Raw genomic sequence first — 25,155 nt, forward strand, 5'->3', positions numbered from 1 at the left:
CCGGAATCACTCCGGCGGGCCCTTCGGTTCCTACAGGACGCCGAGGTCGCCGAGGATCTCGTCGGCCGCGCGCTGACCCGACTCGGCGCCGCCCTCCATGTAGCCCTGGGCCGCCTCGGAGGTGTGCTCGCCCGCGAAGTGGGTGTTGCCCTGACGGACACCCTCGTAGCCGGCGTACTGGTGTGCGTAGCCGGGCGGCCAAGCCGAGTACGAGCCTCGCGCGTTCGGGTTGAGCGGCCAGGCGGCGAGCGTGGCCTTGCCGGTCCAGTGGGCGGTGAGGCCCGGGAAGACCGGTTCGAGCTGGGCCAGCGCCGCCTGGGCGTAGGCGGCGATCTGCGGGTCGGCGGCCGTGCGGAACGGCGTCGACGGGGTGAAGTCCGCGGCGTGCCCGCCGCCCGCGTAGACCGTCAGGATGCCTTTCCCGCCGGGCTGGGCCCGGCTGGAGTCCCAGGAGGTCTGGTAGCCGGTGTCGCTCATCGTGCTGCCGCTGGCGATCCCCCACGGGCCGGAGGCATTCCAGTGACGGGTGTCGAACTGCATCGACAGCTTGCAGTTCTGCCCCATCGTCATCGCGGCGATGCCGGCGAGCTTGCGGCTGTCGAAGCCGGCGGTGGACAGGTTCACCCGCTGGAGCACGCCCACCGGCAGGGCGAGCACCGTGTGGTCGGCGAGCACCGTCTGCGAACAGCCGTCGACGGTGAAGGTGAGCGACTGGCGGCCGCCCGCCGCGGCCGCCACCTTCGTGAGCCGCCAGCCGTGGCGTACGGTCCCCGGGGGCAGGGCGGCGGCGATGGCCTGCGGGATCCGCTGGTTGCCACCGCGGACGCGGTAGCGGGTGTCGCTCTCCCCGAAGAGCGCGAAGCCGTTGGGAACGGGCTGGTAGCCGAGGAGCCCGACGATGCCGAGCGCCGACGAGGCATGGGTGTCCACGCCGAACTCGGTGGTGTAGGCGACGTCGAGGAGCTGCCCGAACGGCGAGCTGTGCCCGCCCGGGACACGGGTGGCGATCCACTCGTGGATGGACATGTTCGACAGGGTCACGGCGCCGGGGCCGTTGGCGGAGTTCCAGGCGACGGGCCAGTCGAAGGTGGCCTCGTCCTGCTGGATGACCGGCTTCAGCTTCTTGAAGTCGGCGCTCGCCTGGGCGTAGGTGTAGTACGCGCCGTCGAAGCGGTAGACCTCGGTGGAACCGGCGGGTTCGGCGGCGCGCAGGTCGTCGAGGGGCAGGCCGAAGCGGGAGGCGAGCGACTGCATGACGACGTGCGGGGTGTCGATCATCTCGCCGCCCCATTCGGAGGTCTGCCCGTCGGCCCAGTAGGCGCCGGCGGGATTGGAGTACATCCGGCCGCCGACGCGGGTGTCGGCCTCGTAGACGGCGCAGGCGATGCCGTGGTCGGCCAGCTGGAGGGCGGCGGTGAGTCCCGCGATGCCGGCGCCGACGATCGCGACCACCGGCGGGGTGCCGGAGGCCGTGGAGGCCTGGGCGGTGGAGGCCGCGGCCACGCCGGTGGTCGCGGCCAGGCCCACGCCGGCGGCGAGCCCGCCGAGGACGGTGCGGCGCGACGGTGCCCCGGCGGCCCGACCGGCGGTGGCGGCGGCGATCTCGGCGGCGGTGGCGTGTTCGGCGACGATCCGGCGCAGCATACGGGCCGGTGCGGTGCGTGCCATGTACGGCTCCTTCCAGAGGGGGCCGGTTCCCTGGGAGGGGAACCGGTGGCGGCGGTGGCGCGGTGTCACCGCCGACGAGGGGAGGCGCCACGCGCGGAGGGCTCGGGGATCAGCCCTGGTAGCGCGCGGGGCGGCGGAGCGGCCAGCGGTCCAGCTCCTCCAGTTCGGCGGCGACCCGAAGGAGGACGGCCTCGTCCCACGGCCCGGCGATCAGCTGGCTGCCGACGGGGAGGCCCTCGGCCGAGGTGAAGGTGGGCAGGCTGACGGCGGGCTGGCCCGTGATGTTGCAGATCGCGGTGAAGGAGATCATCTGCGTCTCGGTGGTGCGGGGGCCGCCGGGGTCCGCGTTGGCCTCCTTCAGCAGGGCGTCCACCTGCGGCGGCAGGCAGGCCATGGTGGGGGTGAGCAGCAGGTCGAACTCCTGGCCCCACTGGGCGCGGACCGCCCGGGCCTCCTCGGCCAGCAGGTTCGCGGCCCGGGTGTACTCGCCGGAGTGCCGGCCGGCGGCCCGGTCCATCCGGAACCGCAGGTGCGGCTCGGCGAGCTCCGGCTGCTGGTACGGGGCCGCCCAGAGCGCCGCGTCCAGGACGGTCTGCGCATACCCGGTGATCGCCTCCTCGCTGAAGAAGCGGGGTGCGGCGGGGGCGACGTGGTGGCCGAGGGCGACGAGGAGCCGGGCGGTGTGCTCGGCCGCCGCGACGCACTGCGGGTCGACGGGGAGACCGGTGGGCGCCTCGGTGAGGAGGCCGATCCGCAGGCGACCGCCGTCGCGGCCGACCTCGTCGAGGTAGGGCCGGTCGGGGGCGGGTGCCTGGTACATGGCGAGTCGGTCGGGTACGGACATCGCGTCGAGCAGGGCGGCGGCGTCGCGGGTCGTGCGGGTGATGGCGCCCTCGACGGTGGCGTGCTCCCAGCCGGGGACCTGCTGGGGGACGCGGCCGCGGCTGGGCTTGAGGCCGAGCAGGCCGCAGGAGGAGGACGGCATGCGGATCGAGCCGCCGCCGTCGTTGGCGTGGGCGACGGGCGCGAGGCCGGCGGCGACGGCCGCCGCGGCACCGCCGCTGGAGCCGCCGGCGGAGTGCTCGGGGCTCCAGGGGTTGCGGGTGCTGCCGAAGCGGCTGTTGTCGGTGGTCGACAGGAGCCCCATCTCGGGCGAGTTGGTGCGGCCCATGAGGAGGAATCCGGCGTCGAGGAGGCGGCGGACCACCGGCTCGGTGAGGGTACGGGGGCGGTCGTCGACGCCGTACGAGCCGTACGTGGCGGGCTGGCCCTCGACCTGGGTCAACTCCTTGACGGGAACGGGCACTCCGTGGAAGGGCGCGAGGAGGTCACCGTCGACGACGGCCTGTTCGGCGCGGCGGGCGGCGGCGAGGACGGCGTCCTCGTCGAGCCAGGTGAACGCGGCGAGCTCGCCGTCGTGCTCCGCGATCCGCCGGAGGTAGGTGTCGGCGACCTCGACAGGGCTGAGGTCGCGCCGGCGGATCGCCGCCGCGAGGTCGGTGGCTGAGGCGAAGGGGTCCATGGTGAACGGCTCCAGGGAAGGAAGGGCGGGGCGGTCGGCGGACCGCGCGGGGCGAGGCGGTCGGCGAACCGTGCGGGGCGGGGCGGTCGGCGGACCGCGCAAGGGGACGGCGGATCGCGCAGGGCGAGGTGGACGGCGGGCCGCCCCCGAGGGGGGCGGTCAGCGGACCGCGCTCGGGATCGGCGGACCGCACGGGGGCGCTGCGCTCGGGGGCGAGGCGGTCAGTGGACCGCGAGGATCTCGTCGAGCCGGTCGCGCAGGCCCGGTTCGTTCGGCGCGTCGAGGACGACCCTTCCGGCCTCCATCACCACGACGTGCCGACTGTGGTCGAGGAGCGTGCCGGCGTGCTGGTCGACCAGGAGGACGGCCACTCCGGAGGCAGCGATCGCGCCGAGGGCCTCCAGGACGTCGGCGACCACGGAGGGCTGGAGGCCCTGGGTGAGTTCGTCGACCGCGACGAGGGTCCGGCCGGCCAGCATGGCGCGGGCGATGCCCAGTTGTTGCTTCTGCCCTCCGGAGAGCGTCCCGGCCTGTTGCCGGGCACGGTCCGTGAGCAGCGGGAAGACGGTGTACGGGTCGACGGCCGGGACGACGTCGCGGCGACGGGCCAGCCGGAGGTTCTCGGCGACGGTGAGTGCGGGGAACACGCCCCGGTCCTCGGGCATGAGCGTGGCACCGGCCCGTGCGAGGAGTTCGGGGCGGCCCGGCGGCAGGGCGCGGCCGTCGAGGGTCACGCTCCCGCCGTGCCGGTCGGCGAGGCCGAAGACGGTCCGCAGCAGGGTGGTCTTCCCCGCGCCGTTGCGGCCGATCAGGGCGGTGATCTCGCCGCCGCGTACGGTCAGGTCGGCCGGCCGGACGACGGCGGCCTGGCCGTATCCGCCGGCGAGGCCGGTCAGTTCGAGCATCAGCGCACTCCCAGGTAGGCGGCGCGGACGGCCGGGTCGGCCGCCACCGCGTCGAGCGGACCGCGGGCGAGCACGCGTCCCTCGGCCAGGACCACGACCTCGTCGGCGAGTTCCCGGACGATGTCCATGTCGTGCTCGACCACGAGCAGGGCGCAGCCGGTGCGCCGGTTGACCTCGCGGAGTTCGCGGGTGAGGCGGCGGGCGTCGTCGGGGCCGAGTCCGGCGGCGGGTTCGTCGAGCAGCAGAAGCCGGGGCGCGGCGGCGAGCACCATGGCCAGTTCCAGGCGTCGGCGGTCGGCGAGCGGGAGGGTGCCGGCGGGCCGGAGCTCGTCGTCGGCGAGGTCGCCGAACTCGGCGGGCGGGTCGGTGGGTTCGGGTGCCTCGATCCGGGCGAGGCGGAGGTTGTCGGCCGGGGAGAGTTCGGCGACGACGCTGGGGATCTGGAACATCCGGCCGACGCCGAGTCCGACCCGGCGGTGGACCGGAAGCCCGGCCGCGTCGGTGCCGAAGAGGCGCAGGGTGCCGGCGTCCGGGGCGAGCTGCCCGGCGACGACGTTCAGGAAGGTGCTCTTGCCGGCTCCGTTCGGGCCGATCAGGCAGACGCAGCGGCCCGCTTCGACGGTGAGGTCGACTCCGGCGAGCACCTCGACGGGGCCGAACGACTTACGGACGCCGGTGACGACGAGCGGGGTTTCCGGTGCCGCTTCACGGCCGGGTTCCCGCGTCGTGCGGCGTGGGACGCGGCGGCTCGTGACCGGGAGCCGGACGGCGGGTCCCGGGCCGGCCAGCCAGCGGCGCGGGGCGGCGGTGAGCCCGGCCGGCGCCACCTGGACGACGAGCAGGAAGAGGGCGGCGAGGGCGAGGACGTACCAGCCCTGCCAGGTGGAGCCCAGGAACTGCTGGCCCGCGGTGACGGCGATCGCGCCGACGAACGGCCCCGCGGTGGACTCGCGTCCGCCGAGGGCCAGCCAGATCAGTACGGACGTCGACAGCCCGAGGCCGAACACCTGCGGCGACACCAGGCCCGCCACGGGCGCGTACAGGGCTCCGGCCAGGGCCGCGACGGCCGCGCTCGCGGCGAACGCGGTCGTGCGCACCCGGGTGCCGTCGATGCCGCTCTGGGCGGCCCGGTCGGGGTTGCGGGCGGCGGCCACGAGCCGGGCGCCGAAGCGGCCGCGTACGACGAGCATTCCGCAGAGGGCCACCACGGCCGCGACGGCGGCGAGGGTGACGTAGTAGGAGGTCACCACGTCGGGCCCGGAGACGGACAGGCCGTTCGTCCCGCCCGTGACGGGGGTGAGGGTGGTGGCGGCGCGCTGGAGCAGCAGTCCGACGCCGATGGTCAGGAGGATCAGTGGCGCGTCGGGGACCCGGGCGGCCAGGCCGATGCGTACGACGGGCAGGGCGATCGCCACGGCGGCGACGACGGCCGCGGTGACCGTCAGCGCCCAGGGGAGCCGGTGCTCCTGCCCGAGGGCGACGGCGTACGCGCCGAGACCGAAGAACGCGGCGTGTCCGACGCTGAGGAGTCCGGCCCTCCCCCAGCTGAGGTCGAGGCCGTAGGCGAAGAGGCCGTAGCAGAGGCCCAGGGTGAGGGTGGAGACGGCGAAGGCGTCGAGACCGAAGGGGGCGGCGAGCAGGGCCGCGCCCGCGACCGCGGGGAGGGCGCGGCGCAGTGTCCGGCGGAGGCCGCCGACGGGCCTGGAGGCGGGCGGGGCGGTCGCGACAGCGGACGCGATGGGGGCTCCCGGCGCGGCGGGGACGGTCACGAGCAGCCCTTCTTCGGGGTCGTGTCGGCGACCATCGGGTGGGTCCGGGTCACGGTGTACGCGCCGTCGCGGCCGATGGTGACCTCCCGCATGTCGGCCTGGAGGACGTGGTTGGCGGCCTCGAATCGCGTGCCCTTGCCCAGGGGGCTGTCGAAGGACAGGCCGCCGATCGCCTTGTTGACGGCCTCGGGGTCGCTGGAGCCGGCCTTGGCGGCGGCAGCCAGGAAGAACCTGACGCCGAAGTAGGCGTTGCCCGCGACCTCGGGGATCGGCGCCTTCCACTGGTGGGCCGTCCGGTAGTCCTTCACGAATCCGCGACTCTCGGCGTCGTCCAGCCGGTCGCTCCAGCGCACGGTGTGGGTGCGGCCCGCGACGAGCGCGCCGAGGGCGGGCTGGAAGTCCGCGTCCAGGGGCGCACCCTCGAAGCCGAGCTCCGGGGTGAGGAGGCCGAACTGCTGTGCCTGCTTGCTGAAGGTGACCGCATCCGCGCCGACGACCATGGAGAGTACGGTGTCGGGCTTCTCGGACCTGAGCCGGCCGATGACGGGCTGCCAGTCGGTCTGCCCGAGGGGGCTGTACTCCTCGGCGACGACGCTGCCGCCCGCCTCCTTCACCAGCTCCTTGGCGATGCCGCCGTAGAAGCGCGGGTAGTTGTAGTCGGAGCCGACGAGGGCGACCTTGGTGCCGTACTTCTTGATCAGTCCGGGCACGGTGGGGGTCAGCATCTGGCGGGTGGACTCGCCGAAGCCCCACTGGTAGGCGAAGCAGTGCTCGGTGTCGCCGAGGATCGCGGTGCCGAAGGGGACGTGCGCCTCGTCGGCGACCCTGCCGACGGCTTCGGCCGTGTCGCCGGTGATGGTGCCGAACAGCATCGTCACCTTGTCCTGGCGAACCAGACGGCGGGCGAGCTGGGTGGAGTTCGCCGGGTCACCGGCGTCGTCGACGACCACGTACTCCACAGGCCGGCCGTGCACGCCTCCGTCGGCGTTGACCTTCTTGACGGCCAGTTCGAGACCGTTGCGCAGAGCGGTGCCCACCTGGGAGACCGGCCCGGTGAGGGGGACGACCACACCGATCCGCACCGGTCCGCCGACGGCCGGCGCCTCGTCGTCGGAGAGTGCCGCGCCCTGACAGCCGGTGAGCGCGAGGGTGAGGGTGCCGGCCGCCGCGAGCACGGCGGTCCGGGTCGAGCGCGTCATGCGGTGGCCGCGGGCGCGGGGGTACGACGGAACCATGCGGAGAACCTTCCGATCCAGGGGCGCGAGCGCAGTGCGGCGATCGCGACGACGACGGCGTAGAAGAGGGCTTCGGCGAGGGTGTCGGAGAGCCACGTGCGCAGCAGGACCGACAGCGCGGAGATCAGCAGGGCGGCGCCGGCGGCGGTGGCGAGGGCGCCGGGGCGGCTGAGCAGCAGGCCGAAGAAGACGGGGACCAGCAGGCCGAAACCCATGCTGGGGTTGACGGCGAGGACGGGGCTGTAGAGGGCTCCGGCGAGGACGGCCAGGAGGCCGCCGATCGCGAAGGCGGTGGCGCGCATGCGGCGCGGATCGGTGCCGAGCAGCGCCGCCATGGCCGGGTTGTCGGCCACTGCGCGCAGCCGCAGGCCCCAGTCGGTGCGGTGGGCGGCGAGGAGGACGAGGCCGATGACGGCGATCGCGGTCAGCGCGCAGACCAGCCGGTAGGCCGGGTACGGGGTGCCGAGGACGTCGAGGGTGCCGTCCACGGGTACGGCGACGGTGCGGGAGGTTCCGGTGAAGAGGAGTTCCGCCCCCTGCCGCAGGGCCATGCCCAGGCCCCAGGTGACGAGCATGGCAGCGAGCCCGTCGGAGCCGGGTCGGCGCAGCAGCAGCCGCTCGACGATCAGGAGCAGGGGCGCGCCGACGGCGAGGGCGAGCAGGGTCCGGACTCCGAAGGGGGCGGTGGTCGCGGTGGCGGCGACGTAGGCGCCGACCATGGCCAGGTCGCCCTGGGCGAGGTTGACGACCCGCGTCGCCGCGAAGATCACCGCGATGCCGACCGTGAGCAGGCCGTAGAGGCCGAACTGGCCAACGATGGCCAGAAGTACATCCATCTGTTACCGCCTGTGTGCTTCCGGGTGCAGCAGGGACTCTGCGAGCATCTGGCAATCCCGTGGTGGGCACTGGTCCGGCAGCGCAGAGTTCTGTGCCCGCAGTGCGCGGACCGGACGGCGCGAAGGGTGCGTCCGGTGCGGGCGGGGTGGGAGGAGCACGACATGCCGGTGGAGCGACGGGACGACGGCAACCTGGTCTTCGGCTATCTCGACACCGCGTCGGCGGATCTGTCGGGAGCCTCCGACACGGTGCTGGTCCGTGCCCTTGTGGGCGGCGAGGGGTACGCCGCCGAGATGCGGCCGAGCCAGTTCGGCGCGCTGAGCGGCTGCGACATCAGCGGGGAGCAGGCGATCCGGGTGATGCCCCGGCCCTCCCCCGCGGCGCCCAGGCCCGGCCATCTCCTCGGTCTGCTGGTGTCGGGGCGGGGCGAGCTGGAGCAGGACGGGCGGCAGGCGGAGCTCGCCCCCGGGGACTTCGTCCTCTACACGGGTGCGCGTCCCTTCCGGCTGGAACTCGATTCCGGCCACCGGTACTTCGTGCTCACCCTGGACGCGGGGACGGCGGGGCAGTTGGCGACGACGGGCGGTGCGGTGACCGCCAACGCCGAGCTGCCGCGCTCGCCGAGCGGGCGGGTGCTCGCGGCGGTGGTCGGTGAGCTGGCCGAACGGGCGCACGGTTTCGGCCCGTTGGCCCGCCGGGAGATGGGCGAGCACGTCTCGGCGATCCTGCGGACGCTGCTGCGCGAGGCGGGCGGCTCCGGGGCGGCGGTCGGCGGCGGGGCGGCGGGGGCGCTGGACCGGGTCCTCGCGTACATCGACGACCGGCTGGCGGAGGACCTGTCACCGGGGACGATCGCGGCGGCGCACCACATCTCCGTACGCCATCTGCACGCGCTCTTCAGGGAGTCGGGAGTGACGGTGAGCGACCACGTGCGGCGCCGCCGACTGGAACGGATACGGCAGGACCTCGTCGATCCGGCGCTGGCCCACCTCCCCGCGTACGTCCTCGCGGCCCGCAGGGGGCTGGGCGAGGCGAGCCATTTCAGCCGGGTGTTCCGGGCGGAGTTCGGCCTGTCGCCGCGGGCGGTACGGGAGCAGGCGCACGCGCGGGCCTGATCCGCCGGAGAGGCCCTACTGGAGGAGGCCGGTGAGCTTCCCGCCGGTGGCGGACCGGGCGGCCAGGCTGCAGGCGACGGTGTCGGAGCCGAGGAGGTAGCTGGTGCGATAGGGGTACTGGACGAAGGTCGTCCAGCGGCTCCCCAGGGGCTGCAGGGCGGCCTTGGCGCGGAGCGGTGCGCGGCAGAGTTCCGTGGCCGCCTCGCGTACCTGCTGGTCGTCGGCGTAGGTGCCGGTCAGCCGTGGCCGGGCGACGAGTTCGGCGTCGTGCGGCGTGTCGCAGTCGCGCCGGAGGGCGGTGCCCGGCGTGGCCCGGTCGATGTCGAAGCATTCGCCGACGCGCAGGGCCTCGAAGGAGACGGGCCGACCGGAGGGGCCCGTACCCGTGGGGGTCGTGGAAGGGGTCGGCCGGGTCGCCGTCGCCGCGGGAGCGGTGCTCGGCGTACGGGAGGGCTGCGGGGAGCCGCTCTTCCCCTGCGGGCCGGGGCCCGCGTCGGGTGCCGCGTGCGTCGGCGTGCCGGCCACGGGACCGCCCTGCGACGGCGCGCCGGTCGGCGGCGTACCGGTCGACGAGGTGTCGACCCTCGGGGCAGGCGTCCTGGCGGCGTCCGCGGCGTCCTCCGTGGTGACGACCGGGGACGGTGCGGCCGGCGGGCCGCCGCCCGGCCGTCCGGCGGCAGGCCCTTCGAGGTCCTCCCCGCCGCCGACGGCCATGAAGCCGCCCACGACCAGCCCGGCCAGGACCAGGGGTACGAGCGGCACGCCGAACCAGCGGGCGCGCCGCGCGGCCGGCCCCGGGCGGGCTGTTCCGAGGCGTGCGACACGCGGCCACGCCACGGCGGTGTGCCGCTCGGCTGTGATCGACTCGGCAGTGTTCGACTCGGCCGTGTTCTGCTCGGCGGAGTGGGGCCGGGTGGCGGAGTGGGCCTGGGCGACGGCGTGGGCCTGGGCGACGGCGTGGGCCTGGGCGACGGCGTCGGACGCGGCTGAGGGGTGGTCAGCCGGCCGGCGGTCCGGCGATGGAGTGGCGGTCGGGTGGTACGGCACAGGCACCAGGGTTGCCTGTCGGCAGCCGTGAGGCGAGTGATCAGGGGCCGTCGAGCACGGCCTGTACGGAATCGTGACCATCGCCGACGCCCGATTGTCCGACGATCGCCGGAAAACGCCTCCCCGACCGGTCGGCGCGCCGCCGACGCGCCGCGCACGCCGACGCCACGCCGTAGGTGCCCTACAGGCCGAGCTGGCGCTCCGCGCCCTCGACCGTCTGCGCGAGGAGCACGGCGATGGTCATCGGGCCGACACCACCGGGGACCGGGGTGATGAGGGAGGCGCGCTCGGCGGCGGACGCGAAGTCGACGTCGCCGATGTTGCCCGGGTTGTAGCCGGCGTCGATGACGACGGCGCCGGGCTTGATGTCCTCGCCCTTGATGAAGTTCGGCTTGCCGACGGCCGCCACCAGGATGTCGGCCTCCCTTATGACGGAGGAGAGTTCCTCGGTGCGGGAGTGGCAGTAGGTGACGGTGGCGTCGCGGCCGAGGAGGAGCAGACCGGCCGGCTTGCCGAGGATCGCGCTGCGCCCGACGACGACGGCCCGCTTGCCGCTCGGGTCGACGTCGTACGCGTCGAGGAGACGCATGATGCCGCCGGGCGTGCAGGAGACGAAGCCGGGCAGCCCGAAGCCCATGGCGGCGAAGGAGGCCATGGTGACGCCGTCGACGTCCTTCTCGGGAGCGATGGCCTCGAAGGCGGCGCGCTCGTCGATGTGCGGACCCACCGGGTGCTGGAGGAGGATGCCGTGGACCTCGGGGTCCTCGGAGAGCGCCGTGATCGCGGCGACGAGCTCCTCGGTGGTCGTGGAGGCGGGCAGCTCGACGTGCCGGGAGCGGATTCCGGCCTTCGCGCAGCGGTTCTGCTTCATCTTCACGTACGTCACGGAGGCCGGGTCGGCGCCGACCAGGACGGTCGCGAGACAGGGCGTGACGCCGGTGCGGCGGGTGACCTCGGCGGCGCGCGCGGCGGTCTCCTCGACCGTACGGCGGGCGAGGGCGGTGCCGTCCATGAGGGTGGCGGTGCTGGTGGACATGGCAACTCCTGGGCGTCGTGTCTGACGGTGGTTCGCCCAGGCGCACGGCATCGGTACGGTCGCACCGCTCGGGTGCGCTCCGTCCGGGCCGCTCCCCGGTGGTGATCCACCTCAAGCGCCAGTCACGGCCCGGGGCCCACTCTACGTGCTCCTTGCGGAATGCCGGGGGCCGGTCCCGGACAGGGCGCATATGCCGTGCTGCCCAGGCGCTTGTCGGCGGCCCGCCCGCGCACGACGATGAGCCGGACGTGCGGAGCGACCTCGACGGGGAGGCCGAGTTGAGCGATGCGTGGGTGGCCGGGGCGGCGGATCCGGGTACCGGGAGGACGCCCGGCCCGGTGCGGGCGGTGGTCGCCGCCTCGTGGCGGCGTTCCGTGCGGGCGCGGGTCAGTCAGGAGGGCGCGGCGCGGGTCGAGCTGGACGAGGACGACCTGGCCGCGCACCGGGACGGCCACCCCCTGTCGGCGGCGATGCCGGTGATCCGGGAGCTGATGGGGACGTACGCGACGGACGGGGAGCATCTGCTCGCGGTCTGCGACGCCGCCGGGCGGATGCTCTGGGTGGAGGGCCATCCGGGCACGCTGCGCAAGGCCCGGGCGATGAACTTCGTGGCCGGGGCCCGCTGGTCGGAGTCGGCGGCCGGGACGAACGCGCCGGGGACCGCGATCGCCGTCGACCGGCCCGTGCAGGTCGTCGCCGCCGAGCACTTCCGACGGCCGGTACGGGCCTGGACGTGCGCGGCCGCTCCCGTGCACGACCCGCTGTCCGGCCGGGTGATCGGCGCGGTGGACATCACGGGCGGGGACCGGCTCGCGCATCCGCACAGCCTCGGCTTCGTCCAGGCGGTGGCGCGGGCGGCCGAGTCCCAGCTGGCCCTGCTCGGCCCGCCCGTGCGGCCGGACGGGCTCCGGCTCGCCGCGCTCGGCCGGGACGAGGCGGTGCTCTCGGTGGCCGGGCGGCCCGTCCGCCTGTCCCGCCGGCACAGCGAGATCCTGGTCCTCCTCGCGCACCGCCCGGACGGGCTGGGCGGAGACGAACTCCTGACGCTGCTGTACGAGGACGAGTCCGTCACCCCGGTGACCCTGCGGGCGGAGCTGTCCCGGCTCCGCGCACTCCTCGGCCCCGACGTGCTGCGCTCGCGCCCGTACCGGCTGGCGGGCGTGGTCGACGCGGACTTCACGACGGTCGACCGGCGGCTGGCCTCCGGGGCCGTCTCGGCGGCGGCCGGCGAGTACGCGGGCCCGCTGCTCCCGGCCTCGCTCGCCCCCGGGGTCGTACGGCTGCGGGAGCGGCTCGCGGACCGGCTGCGGGCGGCGCTGGTCGACCGGGGTGATCCGGGGCTGCTCGCCGACTGGGCGTACAGCGCGTGGGGCGAGGAGGACGTGGTGATCTGGCGGGCCCTGTGCACGGCCGCACCGGCCCCCCAGCTCCCTCCCGTACAAGCCCGGCTCGACTCCCTGGAGGCGGAACTGACCGCGGGTGCAACGGGATTGCAACGTACCGGCGCGCAGACTCGGCGATGAGCGCCGGTCAGGGACGGCCGGCGCGCCCGAGGGAGGCCATGCCCATGACCCGTTACGCCGCACCCGGTACCGAGGGCGCGCTCATGTCGTACGCGCACCGCTACGACCACTGGATCGGCGGTGCGTACGTCGCCCCGGCGCGCGGTCGCTACTTCGAGAACCCGAGCCCGGTCGACGGCCGTGCCTTCACCGAGATCGCGCGCGGCACGGCCGAGGACGTGGAGCGCGCCTTGGACGCGGCGCACGCGGCGGCTCCGGGGTGGGGCCGGACGGCGCCGGCGGAGCGCGCGACGCTCCTGCTGCGGATCGCGGACCGCATGGAGAGCAACCTGGAGGCGCTGGCGGTCGCCGAGAGCTGGGACAACGGCAAGCCGGTCCGGGAGACCCTCGCCGCCGACATCCCGCTCGCCATCGACCACTTCCGCTACTTCGCGGGGGCGCTGCGGGCCCAGGAGGGCTCGCTGAGCGAGATCGACGACGACACCGTCGCGTACCACTTCCACGAGCCGCTGGGCGTCGTCGCGCAGATCATCCCGTGGAACTTCCCCATCCTGATGGCGGTCTGGAAGCTGGCGCCGGCGCTGGCCGCCGGCAACGCGGTGATCCTGAAGCCCGCCGAACAGACCCCGGCCTCCGTGCACTTCTGGCTGAGCCTGGTCGCGGACCTGCTGCCGCCGGGCGTCCTGAACATCGTCAACGGCTTCGGCGAGGAGGCCGGAAAGCCGCTCGCGTCCTCGCCGCGCGTGGCGAAGATCGCCTTCACGGGCGAGACGTCGACGGGCCGCCTGATCATGGGGTACGCCGCGGAGAACCTCAAGCCGGTCACCCTCGAACTCGGCGGCAAGTCCCCGAACATCTTCTTCGACGACGTGTGGGCGGCGGACGACGACTTCCGCGACAAGGCCCTCGAAGGCTTCACGATGTTCGCCCTGAACCAGGGCGAGGTCTGCACGTGCCCGTCGCGGGCGCTCGTGCAGCGCGGCCACTACAGCGAGTTCCTGGAAGCGGCGATCGCCCGCACGGAACAGATCGTCCCGGGCCACCCCCTGGACACGTCGACGATGATCGGCGCCCAGGCCTCGGCCGAGCAGCTCCGGAAGATCCTCGCGTACCTGGAGATCGGCCAGCAGGAGGGCGCGAAGATCCTGACGGGCGGTCAAGCGGTCTCGTACGAGGGAGACTTGGCGGGCGGCTACTACGTCCAGCCCACGATCTTCGAGGGCGACAACCGCATGCGGGTCTTCCAGGAGGAGATCTTCGGCCCGGTGGTGGCGGTGACGTCCTTCACCGACTTCGACGACGCGATCCGCACGGCCAACGACACGCTCTACGGCCTCGGCGCGGGCGTCTGGACCCGCGACACGAACACGGCCTACCGCGCGGGCCGCGCGATCCAGGCGGGCCGGGTCTGGACGAACTGCTACCACGCGTACCCGGCCCACGCGGCCTTCGGCGGCTACAAGCAGTCGGGCATCGGCCGCGAGACCCACCGCATGATGCTCGACCACTATCAGCAGACGAAGAATCTGCTGGTGAGCTACTCCCCGAAGAAGCTCGGCTTCTTCTAGCGGCACGAAAAGAGGCGCCTGACCTGGGCTTTGCCCGTCAGGCGCCTCTCGTTCGCCTTGCCGAGAAAGGGGTCTCGTTTGCGCCGAAACTCCCAGTTCATCCCACCGGTATCCCGCTCCTGACCAGCTCTTCCGGACCAGTCACGGACCCCCCAGACGCCTCGCCCCGGCTGACGCGGCCCCACTCCTCCATGGGCTGCTCGATCCGGTCACGGCCGACCGGGACGCTTCAACAAGATCGTGTTACGAGCTCGTAGGGAACAGGATTCTGGGGCCGACACGTGTTGAGAGCACTCCCAAAACCTGCGGCACCGACGCAAGGCTCACGGAGCTGTGGGCGCTGCTGGACGGCGCCCGGGGCCAATCCTCAATTGTATTCGAACCAGGCCAGAATGGCCTTGACGCGCCGATTGTCCTCGTCGGGAGGCATGCCGAGCTTCACGAAAACGTTCGCCACATGCTTACTCACGGCAGCGCCGGAAAGAAACAGCTCCGTCGCGATTTCTGCGTTGGAGTGCCCTTCGGCCATGTGGGCGAGCACTTCCCTCTCCCGAGCGGTGAGCCGGGCAAGCGGCCCCTGTGGCGAGTCCGCGCGGGTGACGTGGCGAACAACCTCGGGGTCGATCACGACGCCACCTGCGCAGACCGTCTCGACAGCTCGCAGGAAGTCGGCGACTCTGCCCACTTTCTCCTTGAGCAGGTATCCGACGGCTCCGTCGGCACCCGGGCCGTTCAGAAGCTCCCTCACATAGGGGCCCGTGACGTAGGCGGAGAGAACCAACACCGGCAGGTCCCGGTGACGGGAGCGCAGATCGATCGCGGCACGCAGTCCGTCGTCGGTGTTTTTGGGGGGCATGCGGACATCCGTGATCACCATGTTCGGGGCGGCTCCGGCATGCACCAGCTCGTCGACTGCGGCAACCAGTTCGTCGGCGTCCTCGCATTCGCGGATGACATCATGAGCATGGGAGGTCAAGATTTCCCGGATGCCGGCCCTTATCAGCACGCTGTCATCTGCCAGAACAATTCTCATGAACCCCCTCCCCGGGGAACGTCCTGCTTCAATTCATCACCATGGGGGTTGACTGGGAGCGGACGCCACAACCAGCGTCCCGCCGCCCGGGGGGGCTGAGAATTTCGAGATTCCCGCCGACACTTCGCATTCGCTCGCGCAGTCCGGCGAGCCCGGAGCCCGTGTCGATTCTCGCACCGCCGACACCATCGTCGTGCACACGCACGTGTACGTCTGTCGTGGCGCATCGTAGGTCGATCCGACCATTTCCCACACCTGCGTGTTTCGAGATGTTCGTCAGGGCTTCGGACACCGTGAAGTATACGGCGGTCGCAGTCGGTGACGAAAGCTGGGCGTCATCGCCGGTGCTGGTCAGTTCGACCCGCAAAGGTGATCGTGCGGCCAGCTCTCGGACGGCGGCGATGAGACCGAGGTCGCTCAGTTCACGGGGATGGATGTCGCGCACCGTGTCCCTCAGCCGTTCGAGTGCGCGCTCCGCGTGAGCCTGGGCCTGCCGTGCCAGCCGCACGATTCGTTCCTGGTCGGCGGCTGCGGCCGTGGCCGTGGCTTCCAGCATCCCGAGACGCATGACGACGGCGACGAGTTCCTGTTGGGCGCCGTCGTGCAGATCGCGTTCGATGCGTTGTCGCTCGAATTCGAAGGCCGCTGTCAGCGAAGCCCGACTGGTCCGGAGCTCCTCCAGTTTCGCGAGCAGATCCGGGTCCCGGTTTCTGGAGAAGGCGCGCAGGAGAAAGTCGCGAAGAAATGATGTGCCGGTCAGTACGGTAGTGGTGACCGCGCCGAGAACGATGCCTGCGGGCATCGCCAGGAGGGTTTCCCCAACGGATTCAGGGGTGAATGGACCGACCTGCGCAGCGATACCGAAGAGCCAGAAGACGGGGGAGAACACCAACGCGGCAGCGCCGATGAATCCGAAGAAGGCCACCAGCAGTGACAGTGCGGACAGGAGTACGGCGGTCACGAAAACCGGGAGGTCGGTGCGCCACATCGACCGTGAACGCAGCCGGAGTACCACCCACTTTGCCCAGCTGTGGTCCGAGGGTTTCAGGGGCATCGTCTCGACGCCGCACCACCGGGCTCTCGAACGGTCCGTCTCCGCCACCACCGGGGCCGAGACCGGCGCGACGAGAATGGAAAGCAGCAGAATCGGAAAAGCCATTGCCGCGATGCATTCCGTCAGCACCCTCCGGGCAATACGAATCTGCGCCATGCCCGCCATTGTCGCATACTGCGGATCGCGCAAAAGGTAGACCTAGGTCTACCTTCAAGCAGTGCAGACACCCGTGTGGCTCCCGCCGCGCCCTGCTTAGCTCGATGCATGCCTATCTCAGCTGCCGCTTCCGTGCCGTGCATCCGTTTGCGCGACCTACATATGGACTTCCCCGTCCCGGGCCGTCGACGCGAGACGACGCGCGTCCTGCACGACATCGACCTGGACATTCCCGAAGGCCGGCTGACCGCCATCGTCGGCCCCTCCGGGTCGGGCAAGTCGACGCTCCTGCTCTGCACGGCTGGTCTGGAGCAAGCGACCGCGGGTTCCATCGAGGTCCTGGGAACGGATGTCCTGTCGCTCCCCCCTCGCAAGCAGGCCGCATTCCGCAGTGAGAACGTCGGATTCATCTTCCAGGAGTACAACCTCGTCAGCTCGCTGACGGTCGAGGACAACATCGCCCTGCCGGCGCGACTCGCCGGCCATCGGGTACCCAGGTCGAGGGTCGGCGACGCCATGTCGAGGCTCGGTATCGCCCAGCACGCGCGGCGGCGCCCCGACCGGCTCTCCGGAGGGGAACGCCAGCGCGTCGCGGTGGCCCGGGTCGTCGCGAATCAGCCGCGGATCGTCTTCGCCGACGAGCCGACCGGCGCGCTCGACCTCAAGTCGGGTCACGTCGTGCTCGATTGGCTGCAGGCACTTCCCGCGCAGGGAACCACGGTCCTCATGGTCACACACGATCCTCGTGCGGCCGCACGTGCTGACCAGGTCGTAGTACTGGGGTCCGGGCGAGTGCACGCCGTCATTCCTGGTGGCGACTCCCACGCGGTGAGCGATGCCGTCCTCGCGGCGCAGTCGGAGGACGAAGCGGGTGAGCAGGCGTCGTGATGCGACTTGTCCTGTCGGACATTCGGATGCAGGCGTCCATGTGGTTGTGGACGTTCCTGAGCGCAGTGGTCGGTGCGGCATGCGCAGCGGGCTCGGTCATCGCCATGTTCACCGCCGTCTCGGCAGCGCGGGCGGCGGGTGATGCGCGGATGGTCTCCGCGTCGATCGCACTCGGCGGCAACATCGTCTTCTTCACCGTGCTTGCCGCCGTGGGCATCGTCGCATCCACCGTCGGACTGACCTTGACGACCCAGCGACGCGATCACGCCCTGTGGGCGATCCTCGGGATCCCGCGCAATCGCATCAGATCCATTCTGCGCACGGAACTGATCGTGCTCGGCACTGCAGCCGGCGCGCTGGCAGTACCGCTGGCCCCTCTTGTCGCGAGCACCACCCTCTCACAGTGGACGACCACGGGACTCGACCTGCACGGAGCCACGGCCGGATTCCAGCTCTGGCACGTCGGGGCGAGCGTGCTGTCCGGAGTGGTTCCGTGTCTGCTCGGCGGCTGGGGAGTCACGCGCCGCGCCGCCAAGACACCGGAGATGCGCGCGTTCCGAGACCTCTCTGATCCACCGGCGCGGCCCGGCGTCACGCGCAGTGTTCTCGCCCTCTGCCTCCTCGCCGGTGTGGTCGGGATGTGGATTCCCGGGCTGGGACTCGAACTCGAAGGCGGGATCGCGCAGCGGACGGCCTTCGCTTTCGCCGGTGACCTCTTTCTCATCTGCCTGTTGCTGCTGATGGGGCCGTGGGTGCTCACACCTCTGATGAGGTTCTGGACCGCACTCCTGCCCTCGCGCGGTGTCGCCTGGCACCTTGCCGTGCAATCGTGCCGCACCCGCGCGGCGAGAAGCGTCGCCACGGTGCTGCCCTTCGCCCTCTCCTTGTCGTTCGTCGGACTCTTCATGGTCATGGGGAACGTCATGCCCGGAAGCGCCGCCGGGCTGGACGATGTCCTGGTCGTGCTGGGCTGGGTCTTCGTCGTGTCCTGGGTCGGCGGCCTTGCTGTGATCGCTCTGGTCGGGCGGGAACGCACACGTGATTCCGCCATCGTGGCGGTGGCCGGTGCGCGACCGGGCGTGGTCACCCGATCAACGATCTATGAGGGAGTGATCTACGCGGGGACGGCGATCATCTTCGGTGCGATCTCCATCGCGGTGACGAGTGCCACTATCGCCGTGGGCGCCAAGATCAGCGTCGTCCGGGTTCTGGACGGCCTCCCCTGGGCGACTCTCGGCGTGCTCGCCGGCGTGACGCTTGCGACCACCTGCCTCGCTCTGGCTCTCCAAGCCGCCCGTGTGTCGCGCACGGTCGCAGCCCGGGCTCTGCGCTCGTGAAGCAGGGCGACGTCCGTACCGGTCGCCGCGACAGCAGAATCCCCCGCCCGGTATTCAGGTTGCCTGCTGACACCACGGAACGAACTCGCCACCGATGCGATCGCGCCCTTTGAACCAACCACCACCATGAACGGCATGCGTCACCTGCATGTCCAGAACTATGAAGGAATGAATCAATGGGAATCAGGCCTCACGCTGTGCTCGTCCTCGGGGGTGTCGCGATCCTCACTGTCGCAGCCACGGGATGCAGTCCGGACGGTGCCCCGGCGAACACAGTCGTGGAATCGAAAATGTTTGATTTCAGTGGGGACAGCCTGACCGTGAAGTCCGACTCCGCCGACCTGGAACTCGTAGCCGCCGATGTCAAGGGCGTTCGGGTGACGCGGCAGGTCAGCGGTACGAAAGTTGGCGGCGAAATAGAATCCGGATGGAAGCTCGAAGGGGGCGTTCTCACGCTCTCGCTGGACTGCACGGGCCTCTCCGTCAACTGCGGCGCGAAGTACACCGTGAAGGTACCGCGCGACGTCGCGATCACTGCCGAGAGCGACAAGGGTCTTGTTGAAGCCACGGGCTTCACCGCAGACTTCTCGGCCAAAGCCGGCGACATGCGGTTGTCGGACCTCAGCGGGCCCCATCTGGATCTGGAAGGCCGCGATGGAACCATCGAAGCCGACAGGATCTCCGCCAGGTCGGTCACCGTCGCCTCACGGAACGGCGACAACGAGCTGAACTTCGTCTCCGCACCTGACCTCGTCGATGTGCGAAGCCAGGACGGCGACGTTCGGCTCGGCCTGCCGGAGGCGACGTACGCAGTCGACACGGCCGCCAAGAAGGGCGACATCACCATGGATGTCACGAAAGACGACACAAGTGACCATGCCGTGAGGATTCACACCCGTAACGGAGACATCGTCATCGGCAAGGGGGAGGCGCCTTGATGGCTGTACCGCAAATGCTCCCTGGGTCGGCGCCAGTGGGGCGGGCGACGTTACAGGACATGATCGTCTCGCTGGGTGCCCTGCTGCCCACCGCAGCCGGGCCACCTACTGAAGTACGGTCGCCGTGCGGGACTGCGCCGAGATTCGAGCACCTGATTGAATGAGTGGATGCCATTCTTCCGCTCCCCCGACGGCCTGATCGGTCTCAGGCGTCGACAGACCGCAACCTCAGGGCTGTCCCGTAAATGATCTCCGAGCCCGCCTCGGACATGGTCGATCCCGGTCAAGTCCGTTGATCTATCCGGCGAGGGCGAGGTTGTGCATCCGCGCGATGCCGAGTACGGCGTGGTGGACGCCAGCGCCCTTTCAAGCGGCAGTCTCGGAGGATCTTCCAGGTCTTCATCCGGGCGAAGACGTGCTCGACGCGGGCCCGGACCTGCTTGTGGGACTTGTTGTGCTCCTCTTTCCAGCCGCGGAGTTCCAGCAAGACTCCGACGCCGTGATCACACCATTCACTGCGTGATCATTCCGCTGCTTCAGGTTCCCCCTGCTCGAACGCGATGCGGCAACGTTCCACCTGGTCGCCACCTGCTCCATGAACCAGCGCATGACCTCGTAGGGGACAACGCGCTCGTCAGGGCTGTAGACGCGGACGGTCGGTTGCAGACTGGGGTCCTCGCCCTGGCGATTTCCTCTCTCGTAGCCCGTTGGATCGAGGCATTCTCCGTGGAGAAACTGTCGGCCCGCCCCTCGTTGTGTGCCGGCTCGCCGCCGCCACGGGCCATCGGTCAGGGACCCACTCCGTGCCGACCAGGATCCGGGCCATACGCGGACCAGCTGCCCGCAGCCGGGTCGAGTCGTGGCCGTTTCCGCTGGTCAGAGGCCATGCGAGGCGCGTACCACCAGCACTCGAAGAACCTGCTGGTGTCCTACTCACCGAAGCTGCTCGGCTTCTTCCAGGGACACAAAGAGAGGCGCCTGACCTGGGCTTGTACCCGTCAGGCGCCTTGGGCTCACGCCGATCCACGCAAGAGGTCGCCCGCGCTGCGTCCGTCTCCCCCTCCCGCAGCTGTCGCGCTCCTGACCAGCTGTTCCGGTCTCCTTCCGGTCCGGGTCCGGTCCGGCTCGGAAAGGGGAGCGGTCGGCCGCGCCGCACACGCAGAAGGCGCCCCTGCCCGGGAGGGGAAGAGGAGCCTTCTCCGTGTGTCGGCCTGGGTCTGGGGTCAGGCATGACGATGTCGGTTGCCCGTGACGAGGCGGTAGAGGGCGAGAAGGATCACCGAGCCGATGACGGCGGCGATCCAGGTGGAAAGTTCGAAGAATCCGTCGATGGCGTCGACGCCGAGGATCACCTTGCCGAGCCAGCCGCCGAGCAGGCCGCCGCCGATGCCGATGAGCATGGTGATGATGATGCCGCCCGGGTCCTTGCCCGGCATGAGAGCCTTCGCGATCGCGCCGGCCAGCAGACCGATGAAGATCCACGCGATGATGCCCATGATGCGCCTCCGGTTCGTCGCCTGAGAAGTTCGTAAGCGTCGCCTGCACCGATCCGGCGCCGCCAAACATCTCTTCTCGAAGAGGCGCACCGCAGCCTCCCCGATCCGGGCACGGATCTCAGGGCGCGCCGGAACGGGGAAGTTCCCCCCGCCGACGGGTTCGGCGCGACGGCTCACCGGTCGTCGCCCCGTGCGACGAGCCGCATCAGGTGAGGACGTTGACGCACCGGTCCGGACCGAAGAGAGCCGGCGGGTCGGACCGGATGGCCAGGGATGCGGGGAGGGCGACGTGGGTGCGGCGGGCCGCCCGGGCAGGCGGGCCGAATTGCCCCCGAGGGCGTCCGGCTCGTCGCCGGCCGCCACCCGGTCCGGACCGCCATGGGCCGCAAGCGCCCGCCTCCGCGATCTGCCGGCCCCTGCGGGGACCGGCAGGCCTCCAGCGCGATGAGCCGCCGCACGACCACGACCCGGTTCGCCCATGGGCAGGGCCTCGTGACGACCGGCCGGTAGCGGCCGGGCTCCACGGAGTGGCCGTCGTGGCCCATGCCCCAGCCGGATCGGCAGCGGTTTCCACCTGGGGCGGCCTTCGGGGACGTACGTCATGAACACGTTCGGCGGCGCGCATGAACGTGCCGGCGCAGGGGGAGGTCGGCCGGCGAGTCGGAGACGCGTCTCGACGGCGGGGGCTGGACCGGCGGCTTCGGGATCGGGCGTCTCGGGAGCGGCACTCCGGGTCCTGACGGAGCCGCGCGACAGGGTGCTCCGGGGGCGCTTCCCGCCACGGCGTCAGGCGGACGAGTCGTCCGGGCGCCGCTTCCACCAGCGGGGGCGGGTGCGAGGGCGGACGGCGCGCCCCAGCCGCCGGCCGACGAGTACGTAGCCGAGGAGCGCTCCCGTCGTGTTGAGGAAGACGTCGTCGATGTCGAAGGCGCGTCCCGTGACGAGCGCGCCCTGCACCAGTTCCACGAGCAGCATGGTGGCCGCGGTGACGAGCGCGACCCGAAGGAATCCGCGTGTCCTGCGGGACAGCAGCGGCAACAGGATTCCGAAGGGAACGCCGAGGGCGATGTTTCCCCCGAGCTGCTTGACGGATTCCACGAAGCCGGGCTGGTGGAGGTAGTTCTCGATCGACCGGCCCGGTGTCAGATTGCTGTGGGTGAGGGGGACGGATGCCGGCGAGGCCTCCAGGGTGAGTCCGGCCAGGACCACGGCGAACGCCACCATGCCCGCGAGGGCCGTCAGAGTGACCAGCGTCCGCACCAACCGCCCCGGGCCTCGTCGGACCGGGGCCGCCGGCCCCGCCTTCGGCGCTCTCGTACCCGGCTCCGCCCCGGCTGCTCCCGTCCCGGTCGGCTCGGCCCCGGCCGGCTCCGTCCCGGCGGGCGCCACCGCTGCCGTCTTGCCTCCCGCCGCTCCGGCCCGTCTCCCCGACACTCTCCAACCGATCATGCGCCTCTTCCTCCTCTGGACTCCCGTGTGCGGATAGGCCCCGCGTACCCGGGGCGAGGTGGCTGCATGCCGTGCGATTCATCGGGGACCGCACATCTGACACACCCGCCTCAGGAGCATCAACCCGTACCAGCGCAAACGGAGTTGGGAATGGGAGGCGCCGAAGCGGGCACCAGGCGACCATGGGAGAAGACACCGAGAACAGACCCCCGCCGCCCGGCCGGACGAGGAGGCGCTCCGGAGGGAAGTGGCGCCTCGTCATCGTCGCTCTGCTCGTGCTCGCCGTCGCCCTCATGCTGATCGGCCAGTTCCTCAGGCTCCCCGGTCTGGACGTCTTCGGGACGCAGGTGAAGGACCGCTCCGGTCCCGCCGTCCTGAAGGCCGTCCAGGACCTGAGCCGGTACGAGGGCGCGGCGGGGACCTATCAGGTGGTGGTCGACCTGGAGCACGACGCGCGGTTCCTGCCGGACTCGATCCGCGGCACCCGCGTCCTCTACGTGGCGAGCGGCAGCGTCGGCGCCTACGTCGAACTGGGCCGCCTCGGGGACGGCACCGTGACCGTCGACGCGGACCGGACCGAGGCCACCCTGCGCCTGCCGCACGCCAGGCTGGCCGCTCCCGCGCTCGATCCCGAGCGCTCGTACGCCGTCTCCAAGCAGCGTGGTCTGCTCGACCGGCTGGGTGACGTCTTCTCGGACAACCCCGCGAGCGAGCAGGACGTCAACGTCCTCGCCGCCCAGCGGATCAGCGACGCCGCCCGCGAGTCCGGCCTGACGTCCCGGGCCGAGCGGAACACGACCGAGATGCTTCGGAAACTCCTGCTCGGCCTCGGCTTCGAACGGGTGACGGTCACCTACGCATGATGCGGGATCCGCGCGGGTCACGCCCTGGAGGCGGACTGATCGGCGCAGGAGGCGGCGGGGGCCGCGGCCGCTCCCCACGCGCCGCAGCGCTTCAGCGGGGGCGGCGCGCAGGCGGCCGGCCGGATCAGCCGATTTCGAGCATGCCCTCACGCAGGCGGTCCGGTGTGTGCGAGAGGCCTCCTCCGCGCGAGGCGAAGTGGACGGCGCCCCGGTCACCCTTGGCCACGAACGCCTGGGCGACCGCCAGGCCCGGTCCTCGGGAGGCACCGCTGACGAGGACACGACGGCCCGGGGCGGCGGCTCCGTCACGTGTACGGAGATGCAGACCGCGGGTCAGGCGACCGTCAGAACGATCTTTCCCGTGGTGCGGCCCTGTTCGCCGATCACGTGGGCCTTCGCCGCCTCGGCGAGCGGCAGCACGGTGTCGACCATCGGCCTCAGCGCGCCGCGCTCCACCAGGGCCGCGATCTCGCGCAGGCCGAGGTGGTCGGGTTCCACCAGGACCCACGCGGCCGGCACACCGTCCTGGGCGGCGGGCACGTCGTCGGGGCCCGGCAGCGTGATGAGCCTGCCGCCGTCACGGAGCACCTTCAGGGAGCGCTCGGCCGTCTCCCCGCCGACCCCGTATGCCGTAACCGTCATCGGGGGCATTCTGTTCACCTGGTGCGTCCTGTCGCGCCGGCGACGCGGGCGGAGGCTCAGGCTGTGGGGAAGTGCGGCGGACCGGCAAGCGCGCCCGGTCCGCCGCGGGCGCGTCAGGAAGGGAGCCACGCCCGCCAGGTGGCTTCGTTGCCCTTCACCCAGCGGCCCGCCGCCTCCTCCGGTGACAGCTTCTCGTCCGCGATCATGAGGGCGACGTCGTTCTGCATGTCGGTCGTCCACCGGAACTTCTTCAGGAAGGCGGCGGCGTCGCCTCCGCCGTCCGCGAAGCGGGTGTTGAGGAACTTCTGCAGCGGGGTGTGCGGGTAAGCGCAGGTCACCTTCTCCGGTTCGGCGTCGCAGCCCTCCTTGTACTCGGGCAGCCTCACCTCCGTCATCGGGACCTTCTCGAACAGCCACTGCGGCTTGTACCAGTAGCTGAGGAACGGCTTCTTCTCCTTGGCGAACTGCTTGATCTGCGTGATCTGCGCCGCCTCCGAACCCGCGAACACGACCTGGTAGTCGAGGTCCAGGTTGTCCACGAGCGCCTTGTCGTTCGTGACGTAGGACGGGGAGCCGTCGAGGAGCTGGCCCTTGCCGCCGCTCTCCGCGGTACGGAACTCGTCGGCGTACTTGTTCAGGTTCTTCCACTCGGTGACGTCCGGGTGCTTCTCGGCGAAGTACGCCGGCACGAACCAGCCGATGTGGCCGGTCACCCCGAGGTCCCCGCCCCGGGTGATCGTCCCCTTCTCGTCGATGTACCGCTTCTCCTGGTCCGGGTGGCCCCAGTCCTCCAGGATCGCGTCCACCCGGCCCTGGCTGAGGGCGTCCCAGGCGGGTACCTCGTCGATCTGGACGGTGTCCACCCGGTAGCCGAGCTCGTGCTCCAGCAGGTACCGCGCGACGGCGACGTTGGCCTGCGCGCCCACCCACGACTGCACGGACAGGGTCACCGTGCGGGAGTCCTTCGCGTCGGCGTACGGGGAGGCCTGACGGGTCATGTCGGCGGCGCCGCAACCGGTGAGGGCCGTCAGGGCGACGGCGGTCGTGAGTGCGGCAAGGCGCGTGCGAGGCATC

21 protein-coding genes, 1 pseudogene and 1 riboswitch are annotated in these 25,155 nt (G+C 71.5%); of the genes and pseudogenes, 7 read left to right on the forward strand and 15 right to left on the reverse strand.

Annotation, left to right across the window (positions count from 1 at the left end):
* Positions 1-30 precede the first annotated feature (30 nt).
* The 6 genes from ACZ6K0_RS10070 to ACZ6K0_RS10095 form a co-directional block, all read right to left on the reverse strand.
* Entirely contained in the window at positions 31-1,668 is a 1,638-nt protein-coding gene (locus ACZ6K0_RS10070; RefSeq protein WP_469233973.1) for a flavin monoamine oxidase family protein, read from the reverse strand.
* A 109-nt stretch (positions 1,669-1,777) separates the two neighbouring features.
* Complete coding sequence (locus tag ACZ6K0_RS10075; protein ID WP_469233971.1) at positions 1,778-3,190, reverse strand: amidase; 1,413 nt, start codon at positions 3,188-3,190, stop codon at positions 1,778-1,780.
* A gap of 221 nt (positions 3,191-3,411) precedes the next feature.
* Positions 3,412-4,095, reverse strand: coding sequence for an ABC transporter ATP-binding protein (locus tag ACZ6K0_RS10080; protein ID WP_376406623.1), 684 nt, complete (start codon positions 4,093-4,095; stop codon positions 3,412-3,414).
* Positions 4,095-5,864 (reverse strand): branched-chain amino acid ABC transporter ATP-binding protein/permease, encoded by a 1,770-nt coding sequence (locus ACZ6K0_RS10085; protein ID WP_469233968.1) that lies wholly within the window; start codon positions 5,862-5,864, stop codon positions 4,095-4,097. Before ACZ6K0_RS10085 ends, ACZ6K0_RS10080 begins: the two co-directional genes overlap by 1 nt.
* Complete coding sequence (locus ACZ6K0_RS10090) at positions 5,861-7,099, reverse strand: ABC transporter substrate-binding protein (protein ID WP_376406627.1); 1,239 nt, start codon at positions 7,097-7,099, stop codon at positions 5,861-5,863. The genes ACZ6K0_RS10085 and ACZ6K0_RS10090 overlap by 4 nt, the downstream gene beginning before the upstream one ends.
* Entirely contained in the window at positions 7,060-7,935 is an 876-nt protein-coding gene (locus ACZ6K0_RS10095) for a branched-chain amino acid ABC transporter permease (protein WP_376406630.1), read from the reverse strand. Before ACZ6K0_RS10095 ends, ACZ6K0_RS10090 begins: the two co-directional genes overlap by 40 nt.
* A 162-nt stretch (positions 7,936-8,097) precedes the next feature.
* Here ACZ6K0_RS10095 and ACZ6K0_RS10100 point away from each other — a divergent pair, with 162 nt between their 5' ends.
* The gene (locus tag ACZ6K0_RS10100) at positions 8,098-9,051 is read left to right on the forward strand and encodes an AraC-like ligand-binding domain-containing protein (protein ID WP_469233965.1); all 954 of its coding nucleotides are present in this window, start codon (positions 8,098-8,100) and stop codon (positions 9,049-9,051) included.
* A gap of 15 nt (positions 9,052-9,066) precedes the next feature.
* On the opposite strand, the gene ACZ6K0_RS10105 is transcribed toward ACZ6K0_RS10100, so the two are convergent.
* The gene (locus ACZ6K0_RS10105) at positions 9,067-10,098 is read right to left on the reverse strand and encodes a hypothetical protein (RefSeq protein ID WP_469233964.1); all 1,032 of its coding nucleotides are present in this window, start codon (positions 10,096-10,098) and stop codon (positions 9,067-9,069) included.
* A 181-nt stretch (positions 10,099-10,279) separates the two neighbouring features.
* Positions 10,280-11,134, reverse strand: a complete 855-nt coding sequence (locus tag ACZ6K0_RS10110) for a bifunctional 5,10-methylenetetrahydrofolate dehydrogenase/5,10-methenyltetrahydrofolate cyclohydrolase (protein WP_469233962.1) — start codon at positions 11,132-11,134, stop codon at positions 10,280-10,282.
* Between the two features lie 27 nt (positions 11,135-11,161).
* A riboswitch (ZMP/ZTP riboswitch) is annotated at positions 11,162-11,270 on the reverse strand.
* Between the two features lie 142 nt (positions 11,271-11,412).
* Between ACZ6K0_RS10110 and ACZ6K0_RS10115 the strand changes: the two genes are divergently transcribed.
* Both ACZ6K0_RS10115 and exaC read left to right on the forward strand, forming a co-directional pair.
* Complete coding sequence (locus ACZ6K0_RS10115; protein WP_376406780.1) at positions 11,413-12,657, forward strand: GAF domain-containing protein; 1,245 nt, start codon at positions 11,413-11,415, stop codon at positions 12,655-12,657.
* 44 nt (positions 12,658-12,701) lie between these two features.
* Positions 12,702-14,225: an acetaldehyde dehydrogenase ExaC gene (gene exaC / locus ACZ6K0_RS10120; RefSeq protein ID WP_376406638.1), complete on the forward strand. Its 1,524-nt coding sequence runs from the start codon at positions 12,702-12,704 to the stop codon at positions 14,223-14,225.
* A gap of 367 nt (positions 14,226-14,592) precedes the next feature.
* Here the strand turns inward: exaC and ACZ6K0_RS10125 are convergent, their stop codons facing one another.
* Together ACZ6K0_RS10125 and ACZ6K0_RS10130 are read right to left on the reverse strand one after the other, a co-directional pair.
* Positions 14,593-15,258: a response regulator transcription factor gene (locus ACZ6K0_RS10125; protein ID WP_469233960.1), complete on the reverse strand. Its 666-nt coding sequence runs from the start codon at positions 15,256-15,258 to the stop codon at positions 14,593-14,595.
* 28 nt (positions 15,259-15,286) lie between these two features.
* Entirely contained in the window at positions 15,287-16,468 is a 1,182-nt protein-coding gene (locus tag ACZ6K0_RS10130) for a sensor histidine kinase (RefSeq protein ID WP_469233958.1), read from the reverse strand.
* 162 nt (positions 16,469-16,630) lie between these two features.
* Between ACZ6K0_RS10130 and ACZ6K0_RS10135 the strand changes: the two genes are divergently transcribed.
* The 3 genes from ACZ6K0_RS10135 to ACZ6K0_RS10145 all read left to right on the forward strand — a co-directional run bounded on the left by ACZ6K0_RS10135 (position 16,631) and on the right by ACZ6K0_RS10145 (position 19,631).
* The gene (locus ACZ6K0_RS10135) at positions 16,631-17,356 is read left to right on the forward strand and encodes an ABC transporter ATP-binding protein (RefSeq protein ID WP_376406643.1); all 726 of its coding nucleotides are present in this window, start codon (positions 16,631-16,633) and stop codon (positions 17,354-17,356) included.
* Positions 17,356-18,693, forward strand: a complete 1,338-nt coding sequence (locus ACZ6K0_RS10140) for an FtsX-like permease family protein (protein ID WP_469234331.1) — start codon at positions 17,356-17,358, stop codon at positions 18,691-18,693. The genes ACZ6K0_RS10135 and ACZ6K0_RS10140 overlap by 1 nt, the downstream gene beginning before the upstream one ends.
* Before the next feature lie 290 nt (positions 18,694-18,983).
* On the forward strand, positions 18,984-19,631 hold the full coding sequence (locus ACZ6K0_RS10145) for a DUF4097 family beta strand repeat-containing protein (protein WP_469233956.1): 648 nt from the start codon (positions 18,984-18,986) through the stop codon (positions 19,629-19,631).
* A 297-nt stretch (positions 19,632-19,928) separates the two neighbouring features.
* Here ACZ6K0_RS10145 and ACZ6K0_RS10150 read toward each other — a convergent pair.
* From ACZ6K0_RS10150 to ACZ6K0_RS10160, 3 genes and pseudogenes are all read right to left on the reverse strand, one after another.
* Positions 19,929-20,112: pseudogene (locus ACZ6K0_RS10150) on the reverse strand (transposase); the annotation flags it as partial.
* A 742-nt stretch (positions 20,113-20,854) separates the two neighbouring features.
* Positions 20,855-21,127 carry a GlsB/YeaQ/YmgE family stress response membrane protein gene (locus tag ACZ6K0_RS10155; RefSeq protein ID WP_376406653.1) on the reverse strand — a complete coding sequence of 91 codons (273 nt, stop codon included), beginning with the start codon at positions 21,125-21,127 and terminating at the stop codon, positions 20,855-20,857.
* 786 nt (positions 21,128-21,913) lie between these two features.
* Entirely contained in the window at positions 21,914-22,576 is a 663-nt protein-coding gene (locus ACZ6K0_RS10160; RefSeq protein ID WP_469233953.1) for a VanZ family protein, read from the reverse strand.
* Positions 22,577-22,758: 182 nt separating this feature from the next.
* Between ACZ6K0_RS10160 and ACZ6K0_RS10165 the strand changes: the two genes are divergently transcribed.
* Positions 22,759-23,439 carry a DUF4230 domain-containing protein gene (locus tag ACZ6K0_RS10165; protein ID WP_469233951.1) on the forward strand — a complete coding sequence of 227 codons (681 nt, stop codon included), beginning with the start codon at positions 22,759-22,761 and terminating at the stop codon, positions 23,437-23,439.
* Positions 23,440-23,772: 333 nt separating this feature from the next.
* Here the strand turns inward: ACZ6K0_RS10165 and ACZ6K0_RS10170 are convergent, their stop codons facing one another.
* Positions 23,773-24,081: a zinc-binding dehydrogenase gene (locus ACZ6K0_RS10170; RefSeq protein ID WP_469233949.1), complete on the reverse strand. Its 309-nt coding sequence runs from the start codon at positions 24,079-24,081 to the stop codon at positions 23,773-23,775.
* Positions 24,082-24,194: 113 nt separating this feature from the next.
* Positions 24,195-25,154: an ABC transporter substrate-binding protein gene (locus ACZ6K0_RS10175; RefSeq protein WP_469233947.1), complete on the reverse strand. Its 960-nt coding sequence runs from the start codon at positions 25,152-25,154 to the stop codon at positions 24,195-24,197.
* Between the last annotated feature and the right edge of the window lies 1 nt (position 25,155).

Source organism: Streptomyces sp. NPDC042346 (assembly GCF_055581845.1).